This window comes from Brevibacillus sp. M2.1A, assembly GCF_013284355.2.
GTDB lineage: Bacteria > Bacillota > Bacilli > Brevibacillales > Brevibacillaceae > Brevibacillus.
Window position 1 is genome coordinate 2038768 of the sequence record NZ_JABSUY020000001.1, and the last position, 13554, is coordinate 2052321.

Consider the following 13554-nt stretch of genomic DNA (forward strand, 5'->3'; position numbering starts at 1 on the left):
ATAATAAATACACTTTGCACGATTTATTTGCCTAGGTAAATCATTCCAACGGGAGAGGTACGCTGGAGAAAGGCTAGGAAGCAGGTGCAGGACAGTAACAGATTTGGATATATTAGCTGATCCGCTGCTGGAAGGTGGTCCCACATATAGTCGAATCACGTTTTTGGAAAGTGTGCAAAAACATCTCATGGAATAGGAAAAACTCAAGCTGGAATTGGCTTGAGTTTTGTTTGTCGTGCTGGTTAGGCTTTTTTACCGTAAGCTTAGGCAAGCCTCTCCCCAAGCTGCTTCACTTTCTCCAGCCACTTCTTGCGCTTTTCCTCCGCCGAGGCATTCACTCCACTAATCTCCGTAACCTTTACAGGCTTAATCCCGCAAAACTTCAAAATGTTGCGTTTCATCACGAGGTGTCCGGCTTGCCAGTAGATCAATCGGTTGTACCAAGATGGGGTATCCATGGTCACAATCAGATGCGCGGTTTTGCCCGTCAACAGCTTATCCCATAGTGGAGAGCCTTCCCGATATTTATAGGCGAATCCGGGTAATAAGACACGATCGAAAAATCCCTTCAAGATAGCGGGCATCGTGCCCCACCAGGTCGGATAGACAATGACCAGATGATCGGCCCAACGGATGAGCTCCTGCGCTTCTTTTAGGTCATCCTCCAGCTCCGTTCTTTTCCGATATCCGTACTTCAAGTTTGGGTCGAAAGCGATTTGGCTCAAGTCAATGGTGCGAATCTGTGCTGCTTTTCCTGTAGCTCCTTTCATATAGGCATGCGCCAACGCAGAGCAATAGCTCTCGGGATCTGGATGTCCGATAATAACGAGAATGTTCATTTTCATATCCCCCTGTAGAGTTGATTCCATAAGCGACAGATCGTGGTAAACTGAACTGTATTCAGCATATCGTGTGGAAGGAAACAGAGGAATGATCGAGAGCGCATAAATGTTGTGGATTCACGCAAAGGAGGTTCCGTACTTGGAAAATGCGCATGGGTTTGCGATTTCGATGGTGTATCCGATTATGAAGACAATTACTCACAAGAAGCTTGATTTTGAACGTTTTTGTGAGCATATTTCTTTCGATAGCAGCTTGCTAAAAGATGTAGAGGCGCGCATTGATGAAGCGGAGCTCGAGCGTTTGATGAAGGAAGCTGCCATATACACGCAAGATGATCATCTCGGACTGCATCAAGGGCAGTTAACTGATATTGCCGATCTGGGCATTCTTGGCTATGTCATGATGCATTCGGAAAAAATCGTCGATGCATTGAAGGCTTATCAGCGGTATCACGTGATCCTTTGCAGCGGGTACGAGCTGGATTGGGAAGAGCGGGGGAACGATGTTTTCCTGCGGTTTCATAGACAAAGCCCTGGGAGCGTTTCTCGACATTGCATGGAGGACATGGTCAGTTCCTTGTACCATTTGATCGTCCGTATGAGTCATCGGTCTATTCCGTTACAGGCGATACAATTCACACATGACGCTACGACGGATATCGAACCTTATGTGAATGTGTTCGGGATGAAGCCTTACTTTGGTGAAGAAGAAAATGGGCTCTTGGTAGGCAAAGAAGTTTTGCAATACCCGATTCTGTATTCAGATGTCCGGCTGCGCAAAGCTTTTGAACCAATCGCGGAAGAAAGTAGAGAGAGGCTGATCAGGGGGCGGGAATTTTCGGACCGTGTGTTTCAATGGATGATGGGATGTATGCCTGCGGCTTTCCCGACCTTACAGCAGACTGCCGCTGCTTTTCATATGAGTACGAGATCCCTGCAAGTGAAACTAAAGGCAGAGGACACTTCCTATCATGAATTGTCCACGAATGTCCGCAAAGAAATGGCAATGGGGTATTTACAGCAAGCGGAGCATTCCATTGGAGAGATTGCCTACCTGCTGCATTTTTCAGATCCAAGCGCCTTTCAAAATGCTTTCAAGAAATGGACGGGGCTGACACCGGGACAATATCGGATCAGTCGCCAAGCACTTGCCATGTAACCTCATGTGGAACACGCTGTGTAAGCGTGTTTTTTTGTTGTGGACCCTCTTTGTTTGACAAATTGGAAAATGATGGTGTACACTTTTTTATTCCGACCGTACAGTATAAATAAACGAGGTAAGATCATGCCCAAATTAGGAATGGAACCAAAGCGCCGAGCAGATGTCATCAATGCGACCCTTACTTGTATTAGCAATCACGGGATTGATGGCATGACGCTGGATAAGGTGGCGGAGTATGCGGACTGCTCAAAAGGTGTCGTCACGTATTATTTTAAGAATAAGGATAATTTGACGAGTGAAGCCTTTCAGGCATTCTTGGCCTATTATGGCTTGAAAATCGAAGCTGACATTGAGAACACCATGACCGCCCAGGAAATGATGGATGTTACGCTTGCTCATATCTTGCCGCCATACGTGAACGACAAGGAAAAACGGATCAATGTTTCGCAGTTGGATGGCATCGCTGAGATGTACATCCCGCATGAAGATCAAGCAAGACTCTTTGTCCAATTCTTCTCCAAAGCCGCATTAGACCCCAAGCTGCAAGAAGTGGTTGCGAAGAGTTATGCGAGAGATTTGCAGGGCATCACCAAGATTTTTGAATACGGCAAGCAAACCGGGCTTATGTCTGTAGAGGATTTACAAAACGCTGCCTACGGACTCATGGCGATGGTTGTGGGCTTGAGCTTCTTTCGAGTGGCGAGGGTTTCGCCAGCAAACGGTGAAGACAACCGATATATTTGTGAGGACTTTGTAAGGCAGATGACCAATAGAAGATGAGGAGGGTACACATGAATATTACAAAGATAGAAGCTGGCGGGAAAAATATTGCCATTGTGAGTGGTGGCGAGGTAATTATAGAGGATGTGCAGTCCGCATTGGACCTGATAGCAACAGTACACTATCAAGCAGACAGTGAGCGTATCATTCTCAACAAATCATTGCTAAACGAAAGCTTTTTCGATTTGAAAACACGCCTTGCTGGCGAAATCCTTCAGAAGTTCATCAACTATCGGGTGAAAGTGGCAATTGTAGGGGATTTTTCGGTGTACACAAGTAAAAGTCTAAAAGACTTCATCTATGAATCGAACAACGGAAACGACATCTTTTTCTTGCCGACCGAAGAGCAGGCGATCGAGAAGTTAAGCCAGGTGAAATAGAGATGGAGCGACCGTCCACCATGGTGAGCATCCCAGCAGGGCATATCGAATTACGAGACGATCGGATCAAGGCGACATGGACAACCGAGGTGAACGCTTTTTTACTCGCACCGGTTCCTGTTACGAATGCGTTATACTTCTCGCTTGTACAAAAAGCAGCTGGACCGAGTGACCACCCAGAGGCTCCCGTCGTGAATGTCTCGTGGAACGATGCAATTTCGTTTTGCAATCTGCTTTCTCAGCAAGCAGGTCTCACGGAATGCTACTCGATCAGTGAAGATGGTGAGTGTGTTGGTTGGAACGAGGAAGCGGATGGCTACCGACTGCCGACAGAGGCGGAATGGCAGTACGCTTGCAAAGCAGGGACGGGCGGTTATCGGTACGGCGAGCTGGATGAGATCGCATGGTACGAAGGGAATGCTGAAGGTACAGCACATGCGGTAGGACAAAAACTGCCGAATGCGTGGGGGCTCTACGACATGTTGGGGAATGTTTGGGAGTGGTGCTGGGACCTTTACGATGTAAACGTCTACGGCTCCTACCGAATTTTTCGCGGTGGCAGTTGGGCGGAAGAGGCCAGAGGATGTGGGGCGACGTGCCGCAGACGCAGTCACCCCACGTTTCGAATAGATGATCTCGGTTTTCGTCTTGTCAGGGGGGTTGCAAAATCCAAATAAATCCGTTACATTGATTTTAGTTAGATAATCTAATTATATTCAAGGTGGATTATGAGCAGAAAAAACAAGTGTGAGCAAACATCCGATCAATTGCCGAAACTTGGTATTCAGCCATATTTGCATCTGATGGAAAAAACAGCTCCGCAAAATACGGATCGCAAATTGGCTCATTTGGGGCTACTGATGCTATGGCTGGGGGATAACGCCATAGACGTCATTGATTTGAATTTGGAGAAATTCGGCATAACGGAGTGTAAATGGGACGTATTGCTGTTGCTTACGTTACATAAAGACAGGGAACTTATCACCCCTTCTTCGCTTGCAGACAGGCTGGGTATTCGGCGTGCTTCTGTTACAGCTTTGCTGGACTGGCTGGAAAAAAGGCACTGGATCATCAGGGAGCAAAGCAAGCTGGACGGTCGCAAGATTCATGTCAAAATCACGCAAGAAGGCAGAGAATTAGTAACCAGCGTACTGCCGGTTTTTTGGTCTGCTTGCTCCTCCATTATGAGCGAATTAGAAGAGGAAGAACGGATGCTGTTGGAAAAAATCTTGATGAAGTTAAATAACAGCATGGAAGAGAAACTGGGGGTGGGAAGATAAGATCATATTTTTTTGTGAATATAATTAGATAATCTAACTATAATGTGTGTAAAAATTTGAAAAAGAGGTGTGCGATGTTACAGCGAAACTACTCACTCATGACGGCAATCCTCTGCTGGTCTGGAATCGTCGTCATGTCGAGCTTATACGTTACGATTCCCCTTATGACCATATTTGCCGATCTTTTCAGTATTACGTTGACACAGGCTGCAGCAGTAGGCAGCGCATTTTCGGTTGGGTTTGCCATAGGGTGCCTGATTTATGGACCGTTGTCCGAAAAGTATGGCCGCAAGAACGTTATTGTGATCGGGATGATTGCCCTGGCTCTCTTTTCTTTGTTGCTTGGTAGTGCAAATGATTTCGTATGGATCATTGTACTCAGGGGCTTGCAAGGTGCTGCCGCTGCTACGTTCTCGCCTGTTGCACTCGCCTATGCGGTGGAAATGTTCCCTGTGGCAAAGCGGGTAACGGCAATCGGATTTATCAGCACGGGATTTTTGGCGGCAGGAATCATTGGTCAAGTGCTCAGCACCGTAATGAGTCAACAATACAGTTGGCACGCCGTATTCTATATGCTTGCTGCTATCTATTTCGTGACGCTGCTCGTGGTGATGAGGTGGCTGCCAAAAGAAGAGAGTCCCCTTGCTACCGTTAATATGTGGGAGCCGATTAAGCGAATTCCCTCCCTGTTCAAACAAAAAAATATCGTCTTGGGCTACATAATCGCTCTTGTATTGCTTATGTCATTTGTTAATATGTATACGGTCTTGGGCAGTTATTTGGCGGGATCTGATTTTGGGCTTAGCAACAAGGAGATTCTGCTTGTTCGAACGATTGGTATAGTGGGCATGCTTATTTCTCCGCTGGCGGGCGGGCTGGCAAAACGGTTTGGCTTACGTACCGTGCTACGCTTCGGATTAGGTCTGGCAGTGATCAGTATGGCTTCCCTCGGTCTAATATCTAACTTGTCTCTTTTGATCGGTACGAGTGTGCTTTTCGTTGCCGGAATTGCGCTATCTGTTCCTTCCGTGATCACGCTTATTGGACAGCTAGGGGGCAAATCGCGGGGAATTGCGGTTTCGGTTTATACGTTTATCCTGTTTTCGGGAACAAGTCTTGGGCCGATATTGTCCATCCGTTTTATGAATGTTGGCAGCTATGAACTTACTTTTGTCTTGCTTGCAATCGTACTAGGAATTGGCTTGTTGGCTGCATGCCTGATTCGCAGTGATTCCGCGGTTGAAAGCAGTAGCACAAAACCTCCTTCGCCACTAGCTTAGTGGTTGAGGAGGTTTTGTTGTATAAACGCTGGCTGCTATCGATTATTTTGTTGATTCAGCAAGCGTTCTCGCTGCTTATGCATGGCAATGAAAACGGCAAACACGAGAAGCAGACATCCTGTGAACAGAAACCCTTCCTCGATGGAGAAGGGCAGCCAACCTAACAGGCCTGAGCCGACGACCACACCGAGAGAGAAAAAGGCGTATAAGTAACCGTGTGCTTTCCCCCGCAATTCTTGCGGCGTCGATTGAATGAGCATCGTATTGACAGAAGGAAACAAGAGAGCAAAGCCTATCCCATATAGTCCTAACATGCAATACAGGGCCAATGTCGTGTTGGATTGACCAATAAGCAACTGACTCACGCCCATGAAGCCAATTCCGATGGACATCGTTTTGGAAGGGGCCACGCGATCAAAAATCTGGTTGGTCGGAAGGACAAAAAGCAAGACAGCAATCATCCCAAAAGTGCTCATTAATGTACCGCTTAATTTCGAATCGTATCCAAGCGATTGCACATGCAAGGGCAAAAGGTAAGCGATCACACCTTGTGAAAACATGAGCAAAAAGGCACCGCCGTAAGCTTTGATAATCCCAGCATTGAAGATCAAGGCTGAGGTCGGAATGTCCTTCTTAAGCTTCTCTTTCTTGCAGGCCTTAGTGGATCGCAGAAAAATGACGGACAGGATGGCTAGGAAAAAGCCCATAACAGCGACACATGTAAAGACAAAAGGCACGGAGGTTTTGCTTGCCATAATCCCGCTGAATGCAGGTCCGATAATCGCCGCGAGTCCCACAAAGGTACCGGTGAAAGCAACCTTTCGTCCTTGCTGCTCATGTGAAGTGTTATTCGCAGAGAAAGTGAAAGCAGCAGGAACGATCAAACCGGCGACAAATCCGTGAATGATTCGCACGATAACTAACAGAAACGGCTGATCGACAATGTGATACAGCAGCAAGGCACAGCTCGATAAAACCAATCCGATCAACAGTGGCTTGGATGGCCCAACCTTATCTGTCAGCATGCCTGAGATAATATTGCCAAAGGTATTGGCTAACGAATACAGACCGATGACAAAGCCTATCACAAATGAGCTGGCGCCTACGGAAGCAGCAAATGTACTCATGACCGGCAGTTGCGAGAACAAATCAAAGAACGAGAAAAAAACGATGCCGTATACGAGCACGGCATTGTTAAACGGCTTCAGAGGATACATATCCTGTGCCGTTTTCAGTCTGCGATCCAGAAAGAAGTTCCCAAACGGTACAAAAGCGGCGAGTAACGCAGCAAGAGGCCAGAGCAGGCTCCATCTCACGCGAATGGCCGCATAGAGTATCGCCAGAGCATACAAGCAAAAAATCCCGCCGTGAATACTTCCTGTGATGGTTACAGCTTTGTCTAAGCCCCACACGTATTTCAAGGGCATCGCGATGCCCATCAATACTAATAAGGAAAGGCCATCGAGTAGGCCTGTAAGACGTAAAAAGTAAATTGGATGTACCCGCACTTGTGACTCTCCTCATTTTTTATGAAGTGATGCCTCTATCCTAACATTTTTTTTGATGAAGAAAGTGAACAAATTCGGGTCATTCCTGTGTCGATATCATGAGGGCGGTGTATTTCTTTTGACGTGTTCTTAACTGTAATCTTCAATCAGGGAGACTTTTCCTTCTTTCATCATAAAAATCGATTTCCCTTTTAATTGGAGCGTATCTCCAGCCTTAAGTCCGTTTGGCAAATCAATCGCGAGTATTCCTTCATAATCAATTTGAACTTCTGCTCTGTCATCCATCACGAGGCAGGCGAGAATGGTCTGACGCCGACTCGAGAAAATTTTCGCAGACTTTTCAGCTAGCTCTCTAAACGCTTCTATTCCTTTTGTTTCTGTGTCCAGTTGTCCCTTGGAATAATTCCTGAAAACAATATCCGTATGCAAGTGTCTCACTATACCTTCGACATCAAATGAATTGTAGGCCTGCACATAATTTTCAACGATTCCTTTTACCTCTTCATTCGTCATGGTCATGCTCCTCCTCAGGGAATCAACGACTTGGTCTTCCGTTTATGAGTGACATTTTATTGGCGATTGTTTACAATTTACATAAGTTTTTAAAGGGATTTCAAGTCATTTATTTTCATTTGTTACGCGATTTTTAGTATTCGTGAAAGTTCTTGCTAACAAACTTGATTGGCGAGGTGTCCCGATGAAGAAGCAAAATACCGAATCACCCAAAATTGTTGGTCAAACGGCAGCGACAGGCTTCCAGGTAGGTGTACGCAGGACGATGCCCATTACCCCGGAACAGGCATGGGCGTTTTTAACCTCGTCCGAAGGGGTGAAGTTATGGCTTGGACATGTACCGAGCCTTACCTTTAGCGAGGGGGAGGCCTTTACTTCCAGCGATGGAATATCGGGTCAATTTCGTGTTGTAAAGCCGTTTCGGCAGTTTCGTTTAAAGTGGTCGATGAAGGAATGGGAAAAGCCGTCCACATTGCAAATCCGGCTAATATCCGACAAGCCTGACCGAACGACCATTGGTTTTCATCAAGAAAACTTGGATGACATGAAGACAAGGGAGCAAATGAAGCTTCACTGGGAAGAAGTTCTGAATGAGATCAGGCAAAATGTCTCCATGATGGAGAGCGAATAAGCTTTTAAACTGCAGCTCCCGTTTCTATGTTTCACAATGGCGTGCAGTTTTTTTGTGATCTCTCATGATGAAAATACAAACATATTTTCCTGTTACTGGTATAATCGAGGGGAATATATAAAAACAGGGTGAGATGATGAAATGTTCTCTTTTCATAAAATCAGCAACAATGCTAGCAATCATGGGCTGTTTTTTTTCCAGCGTACCAACGATGAATGAAAAAACAGGTATCGTGACAACTGCATTTGCAGCGGAACCTGCTTCTTATCTTACAAAGGAACAGGCTATCTCACTCATGAAAAAGATACCTATCGATACAAAGGGTTACGTTGTGGAAGATATCTATCTTAACGATACAGTCGCTTTTGGTCAAAACGGAGCGGTTTGGACGAGCTATTGGGTCAAAGATAAAGACGGGAATGAAAGTCTATTCATAGATATAGACGCAACAACAGGCAAATTGGTCCGGTTTGCAAAATCTACAGTTGATAAGCCAAAAGAAACGGCTGTGAACATCATTTCAGAAAAAGAGGCTTTGAAAAAGGCAGAAGCATTCGTAAATACAGTTGCCTCTGAAGTGCAAGGGCATATTTCCAAGGCAAATGAATATCAGGTTGACGATTCCCTTCCTCCGCAGGTAATGGATCATGTTTTTCATTTTGTTCGCGTAGAAAATGACATTCCATTCTTGGAGAACTATCTTCAGGTAATCGTCGATTCTCAAGGTGAAATCGGTTCTTACAGTCGCCAATGGTACAATGGAGAGTTGCCATCTCCTGTTCCAGCCATATCAGCGGAGGAGGCAAATAGACGGTGGGACGAGGCGGTAAAGCCAGCCCTTCATTATGTGTATACAGGGGAGCAGATCGGAAAATATGGATTGCCCCATAGAAAAATGATTTTGGCATATGCTTACGATGAAAAAGCATCGGTCTTCATCGATGCGATGACGGATCAACCCATGACGATTTTGGGGGAGAGTAGTCAGCAGTCGCGAATCCCACTAGGAACATCAACCAAAACGTTGGGCAAGGAACGAAAAAGGCTGATGGATGATGAAAAGAGAGAGAAAGCCGACGAGATTGCACGTACGATGTTCCAAGCTATACCTGATCGTCAAACAAAGGTTGGGGGCAGTACTGCGATATCATGGAATGGATTTGGGGAGGTTAGCTCCAATAGTGCAAAGTCTTTTTATTATGCTCGTCCAGCCCAAGGAAAAGAAAAGGAAATGAAGTTCCAGTTAGGGATGGATGATTACGGAGAGGTTACGATTTTTTCGGTGGAGGAAGAACATTCTGAAATAGAGAGTCGAATCTATCCCAATCCCATTCCTTACGAAAAAGCACAAGTAGCTGCGACCGATTTTATGAAGAAACTCTATCCTGATCGACAAGGAGAGCTGTATGCGATCCATCTTCCGCCAACAGAAGAGAGCAAGAAATGGCTGTTTCAGCGAAATGGCGGCTACTACATTACTTTTGGTTGGTTAAAGCAAGGAATACCTGTCCAAGGCCTCGAAACGGGGGTAATCGTAGATCCTGTAAATGGAGAGGTAAAGGGGATGCACACTTTTCCAGCCTATCAACCACTCGAGATGATTCAGGTACAAAAACCTAGAATCGATGAACAAAAAGCAAAGCAGGTAGAAAAGGAAAACAAGGAGCTTCGACTCACCTATTTCATGCCATATCCAGAATGGCGACAGGGAACCTATCTGGTTAGTCGTGAGCCAAAGCTGGTTTACAGAATGGTAGGAGACGATGGTGTGGTTGATGCGGATTCTGGAGAATGGGTGAGCTATACGGCTTACAAGCAGTCAAAAATTCCAGAGGATATTGCTGCGCACCCTCACTATTTGGCGCTTTTGTACGCTGTGAAAGACGGTTATTTTCCTGTAACAAACAGCAATCTTGATCCTGATCAGCCTGTTACCCGTGGAGAGTTTCTACGCATTGTGCTCAAAGCCCAGGAGTCCTACGACTTCTTTCCAGACTATTATGGAGTAGCGGGGGAGGAGCAATTTTTTACGGATATCGATAAAGGTCATCCCCTCTATGAAATCGTGAAAGATTCGATAGAAAGAGGTTTGATACAAGCTACCACCAACAATAAGCAATTCGATCCAGATCGCAATGTCACAAATGCGGAAGCAAAAGAGATGATTTCCAGGCTGCTACAAAGGAGTGGAGAAAAGAACGGAGCTCTTTCAATTGCCGGGCAGCCTACTAAGATTTTGACAAAGGCTGATGTAGCTCGTTTATTAATGGAATTGAAATTCTATTCGAGAAGCACAGAGTAAAAGAGTAGGGATGCAGTTTGCTTCCCACTTTTTACGCCAATGCTCCGAACACAAGCGTTTTTTTGCTTTTTGTTCATTTCCACTCACTCTGGAAATTGAAGTAAAATAGACGAGTAATCCTATGAGTTGCTCAAACCAACAGAAAAAAGAGGTGTGACGATGGTAGAAGAGTTGTCGAATTACCTAAAAGAATGTGACATAAAAGTGGTTGCTGCGGAGGATTTCACGGTACCGGCTATAAAGGAAGATAAGCACAGCATTTTGGTCCTGCCTAGCTATAATATACTAGAGATGATAGAGGAAGCGGTGGACGAAGAGGGATCACTCTCTGATTATGTACATAACCAGCTAGAGGAGGTTCATGGCTTATCTGTGGAGGATGTCTTTCGGCGAATTGTGAAGTCTCGTCTTTTGTATACAGACATTGAAGCCGAGTTGAAAAGTTTGGAAGGAAAGAACTTTGAAGGCATCTATCAGGCATATTCCCTGATATGGGAAGGTGACGAGCTGCTCAATGAACAACTGAGTGAAACAGAGACGGAGTCCTTCCGCATAAGTGAAAAATGGGTGCAGGATCGGTTGGAAGATGATGCCCTGATTGTCCTGGAATTGCCGATAGCATCCGGTTATGAAGCACCACTGTGGGTCCCAATGGGCGGCTATAATGAATGCCCACTGCCCGTTTACCAGTCTGTTATCGTAAAGCACTGGCAGGAGGCGTATGGGATCAAGATTCTCGCTGTGACAGAGGATACGTGGATTTTTCAAGCTGGTTCAAGACCGAAGACCCATCAGGAAGCACTCAAGCTGGCACGAGAGCATTTCATCTTTTGTCAGTATGTTCTGGATGAGTTTCCTTCATTAGGGCATTACGCCAATTATTTAATGAAACAGGATGTTTGGCATTTTTGGTGGGATTAACCCGCCATATTCCTGAAATATCTCCCGTGTTCTGGCAATAAACATAACAAGATACCAAAGAACACTGGGGGAAGGAATGAGCAAATCATGCCTCAAGGAATACATGATGTGGAGCTGAACCTGCCCATTGGGGCGGTATGGCAGTTTGTAAGCATAGTGGAGAATTGGGTTCCATTGGTACCTGGCTACATCAGCCACGAGGTAATCAATGAACGTCGTGTCGCTTGGACGTTTACAGGCGATATCGGCATCATGAAGAAGACCATCAGCCTGCAGGTGGATATCACCGAATGGACGCCTCCGACCGAGGTCAAGTTTACCTTGACGGGGATCAGTGGGAATTTCACTGGGCATGGCTATTTCAAAGCGAAGGCATTGGGGGAGGCACGTACGAAAATGACGGGGTGTCTCGACATCACCGCCCATGGTGTGAAGGGCCCCATGATCAATTCTATTCTGAAGTCCAATCTTCCCAAGACAACGAAAGAGCTCGTGGAGGCTATTGGAAAACGTATAACGAAATAGCATCCTTGCCACCAAAATGTAAGCACGCCAGCTCGGCGTGTTTTTTTGTTTCATGCACGATTGGGAGATAATAAAGGAGGCGGGGCCAATACCGAGTAAATCAAAAAGTCGGCGGAGTTGACGCTTAGAGACATCGATCCTTATATTTTTTTATGATGATTCCAATTGTAACCACCAAGCTGCATATGCCCCCGCCACGGTTGAAGACCGTTACCCGTCCTCGTCTGATCGAGCCGCTTAATGAGCGAGAACTTGAAATTTTGCAGCTCATCGAAAAAGGATTATCGAATCGTGACATTGCCCGGTACTTGTTCCTCGCACTTAGCACGGTGAAAGGGCATAACCGGAATATCTTTGACAAGCTGCAGGTACAGCGGCGTACAGAAGCAGTCGCACGGGCTCGCCAGTTAGGCTTGCTGTAAATTCCAAAACAATACTTAAGTACCTGTATTCCAATACCGTACTCCCGCTATACTGATGGCAAAGCGGATAGGGGGATGTCAATGAGAGCCGTGGTTTGCACGAAATACGGATCGCCCGATGTTTTGGAGCTAAGAGAAGTAGAGAAGCCTATTCCTAAGGAGAATGAAATCCTGATAAAAGTTCATGCAACAACGGTTACATCTGGAGACTGTAGAATCCGCGCCTTCAAAAGTCCGTTCTTGCTCTGGATTCCCATGCGCCTCGTGCTCGGACTCACAAAACCGAGAAATCCGATTCTCGGCGTGGAGCTATCTGGGGAAGTCGAAGCGATCGGCAAACATGTCAAACGATTTAAAGAAGGCGACCAAGTCTATGCATTAAGCGGGATGCGATGCGGTGCGCATGCGGAGTACATCTGTCTGCGTGAAAACGCAATCGTGGGGGTAAAGCCGACAAATGTAACACATGAAGAAGCCGCCGCGATTCCTTTTGGGGGTACCACCGCCTTGCATTTTTTTCGAAAAGGAAAGCTGCAAAAGGGACAAAAAATGCTGATCTACGGAGCTTCTGGAGCGGTAGGGACCTCAGCGGTACAGCTTGCCAAGTATTTTGGCGCTGAGGTGACAGCGGTATGTAGCTCTGCCAATTTCGATTTGGTGAAATCGTTGGGGGCCGATACCGTCATCGATTACACGAAAGAGGATTTTACGAAAAAAGAAGAGCGGTATGACGTTATATTTGATGCCGTTGGGAAAGCAACGAAGTCCCATTGCGTAAAAGCACTGGCGCCTGACGGGATATTCCTGACAGTCGATGGGCTAGGGATTGCAAAAGTGCGAACGGAGGATTTGGATTTTCTTAAAGAGTTGATGGAAGCAGGGCAGATAAAAGCGGTTATTGATAGACGTTATTCGCTGGAGCAAGTACCGGAGGCACATCGATATGTAGAGACAGGGCGGAAGAAGGGGAATGTAGTGATTAAGGTTGGAACATGATGAAATTGTGCC

Annotated in this window: 14 protein-coding genes and 1 pseudogene; 12 read left to right on the top strand and 3 right to left on the bottom strand. The window is 46.0% G+C overall.

All coding sequences use genetic code 11. From position 1 onward, the window contains the following. Positions 1–263: 263 nt before the first annotated feature. Positions 264–839: an NAD(P)H-dependent oxidoreductase gene (locus HP567_RS10045; protein WP_173608838.1), complete on the bottom strand. Its 576-nt coding sequence runs from the start codon at positions 837–839 to the stop codon at positions 264–266. 142 nt (positions 840–981) lie between these two features. Between HP567_RS10045 and HP567_RS10050 the strand changes: the two genes are divergently transcribed. The 6 genes from HP567_RS10050 (at position 982) to HP567_RS10075 (ending at position 5724) form a co-directional block, all read left to right on the top strand. After that, entirely contained in the window at positions 982–2001 is a 1020-nt protein-coding gene (locus HP567_RS10050; protein WP_173608837.1) for an AraC family transcriptional regulator, read from the top strand. Positions 2002–2127: 126 nt separating this feature from the next. Then, on the top strand, positions 2128–2784 hold the full coding sequence (locus HP567_RS10055; RefSeq protein ID WP_173608836.1) for a TetR/AcrR family transcriptional regulator: 657 nt from the start codon (positions 2128–2130) through the stop codon (positions 2782–2784). Between the two features lie 11 nt (positions 2785–2795). Continuing rightward, the gene (locus HP567_RS10060) at positions 2796–3164 is read left to right on the top strand and encodes a DUF4180 domain-containing protein (protein ID WP_173608835.1); all 369 of its coding nucleotides are present in this window, start codon (positions 2796–2798) and stop codon (positions 3162–3164) included. 2 nt (positions 3165–3166) lie between these two features. After that, positions 3167–3841, top strand: a complete 675-nt coding sequence (locus HP567_RS10065) for a formylglycine-generating enzyme family protein (RefSeq protein WP_173608834.1) — start codon at positions 3167–3169, stop codon at positions 3839–3841. Positions 3842–3892: 51 nt separating this feature from the next. After that, positions 3893–4444: a MarR family winged helix-turn-helix transcriptional regulator gene (locus HP567_RS10070; protein ID WP_173608833.1), complete on the top strand. Its 552-nt coding sequence runs from the start codon at positions 3893–3895 to the stop codon at positions 4442–4444. 74 nt (positions 4445–4518) lie between these two features. After that, a complete protein-coding gene (locus tag HP567_RS10075; RefSeq protein WP_173608832.1) occupies positions 4519–5724 on the top strand; it encodes an MFS transporter in 1206 nt (401 codons plus the stop codon). Between the two features lie 35 nt (positions 5725–5759). Here HP567_RS10075 and HP567_RS10080 read toward each other — a convergent pair whose 3' ends face one another. After that, entirely contained in the window at positions 5760–7232 is a 1473-nt protein-coding gene (locus tag HP567_RS10080; protein WP_173608831.1) for an MFS transporter, read from the bottom strand. A 129-nt stretch (positions 7233–7361) separates the two neighbouring features. Next, complete coding sequence (locus HP567_RS10085; RefSeq protein ID WP_173608830.1) at positions 7362–7745, bottom strand: nuclear transport factor 2 family protein; 384 nt, start codon at positions 7743–7745, stop codon at positions 7362–7364. Positions 7746–7929: 184 nt separating this feature from the next. On the opposite strand from HP567_RS10085, the gene HP567_RS10090 reads away from it, so the two are divergent. The 6 genes and pseudogenes from HP567_RS10090 (at position 7930) to HP567_RS10115 (ending at position 13542) form a co-directional block, all read left to right on the top strand. Further along, on the top strand, positions 7930–8376 hold the full coding sequence (locus tag HP567_RS10090; protein ID WP_173608829.1) for an SRPBCC family protein: 447 nt from the start codon (positions 7930–7932) through the stop codon (positions 8374–8376). A gap of 211 nt (positions 8377–8587) precedes the next feature. After that, positions 8588–10678, top strand: coding sequence for an S-layer homology domain-containing protein (locus tag HP567_RS10095; protein WP_173608828.1), 2091 nt, complete (start codon positions 8588–8590; stop codon positions 10676–10678). 159 nt (positions 10679–10837) lie between these two features. Then, positions 10838–11599, top strand: coding sequence for a DUF4253 domain-containing protein (locus tag HP567_RS10100; protein ID WP_173608827.1), 762 nt, complete (start codon positions 10838–10840; stop codon positions 11597–11599). An 87-nt stretch (positions 11600–11686) separates the two neighbouring features. Then, on the top strand, positions 11687–12124 hold the full coding sequence (locus HP567_RS10105; protein WP_173608826.1) for a CoxG family protein: 438 nt from the start codon (positions 11687–11689) through the stop codon (positions 12122–12124). 224 nt (positions 12125–12348) lie between these two features. Beyond that, positions 12349–12546, top strand: a pseudogene (locus HP567_RS10110) (response regulator transcription factor); the annotation flags it as partial. Positions 12547–12627: 81 nt separating this feature from the next. Then, positions 12628–13542 (top strand): NAD(P)-dependent alcohol dehydrogenase, encoded by a 915-nt coding sequence (locus HP567_RS10115; protein WP_173608825.1) that lies wholly within the window; start codon positions 12628–12630, stop codon positions 13540–13542. Positions 13543–13554: the final 12 nt, after the last annotated feature.

Excerpts from the sequence above, each read along its gene's own strand:
- HP567_RS10045 (WP_173608838.1), bottom strand. The coding sequence starts at position 839 with ATGAACATTCTCGTTATTATCGGACATCCAGATCCCGAGAGCTATTGC.
- HP567_RS10055 (WP_173608836.1), top strand. The coding sequence starts at position 2,128 with ATGCCCAAATTAGGAATGGAACCAAAGCGCCGAGCAGATGTCATCAAT.
- HP567_RS10060 (WP_173608835.1), top strand. The coding sequence starts at position 2,796 with ATGAATATTACAAAGATAGAAGCTGGCGGGAAAAATATTGCCATTGTG.
- HP567_RS10065 (WP_173608834.1), top strand. The coding sequence starts at position 3,167 with ATGGAGCGACCGTCCACCATGGTGAGCATCCCAGCAGGGCATATCGAA.
- HP567_RS10070 (WP_173608833.1), top strand. The coding sequence starts at position 3,893 with ATGAGCAGAAAAAACAAGTGTGAGCAAACATCCGATCAATTGCCGAAA.
- HP567_RS10075 (WP_173608832.1), top strand. The coding sequence starts at position 4,519 with ATGTTACAGCGAAACTACTCACTCATGACGGCAATCCTCTGCTGGTCT.
- HP567_RS10085 (WP_173608830.1), bottom strand. The coding sequence starts at position 7,745 with ATGACGAATGAAGAGGTAAAAGGAATCGTTGAAAATTATGTGCAGGCC.
- HP567_RS10090 (WP_173608829.1), top strand. The coding sequence starts at position 7,930 with ATGAAGAAGCAAAATACCGAATCACCCAAAATTGTTGGTCAAACGGCA.
- HP567_RS10095 (WP_173608828.1), top strand. The coding sequence starts at position 8,588 with ATGAATGAAAAAACAGGTATCGTGACAACTGCATTTGCAGCGGAACCT.
- HP567_RS10100 (WP_173608827.1), top strand. The coding sequence starts at position 10,838 with ATGGTAGAAGAGTTGTCGAATTACCTAAAAGAATGTGACATAAAAGTG.
- HP567_RS10105 (WP_173608826.1), top strand. The coding sequence starts at position 11,687 with ATGCCTCAAGGAATACATGATGTGGAGCTGAACCTGCCCATTGGGGCG.
- HP567_RS10115 (WP_173608825.1), top strand. The coding sequence starts at position 12,628 with ATGAGAGCCGTGGTTTGCACGAAATACGGATCGCCCGATGTTTTGGAG.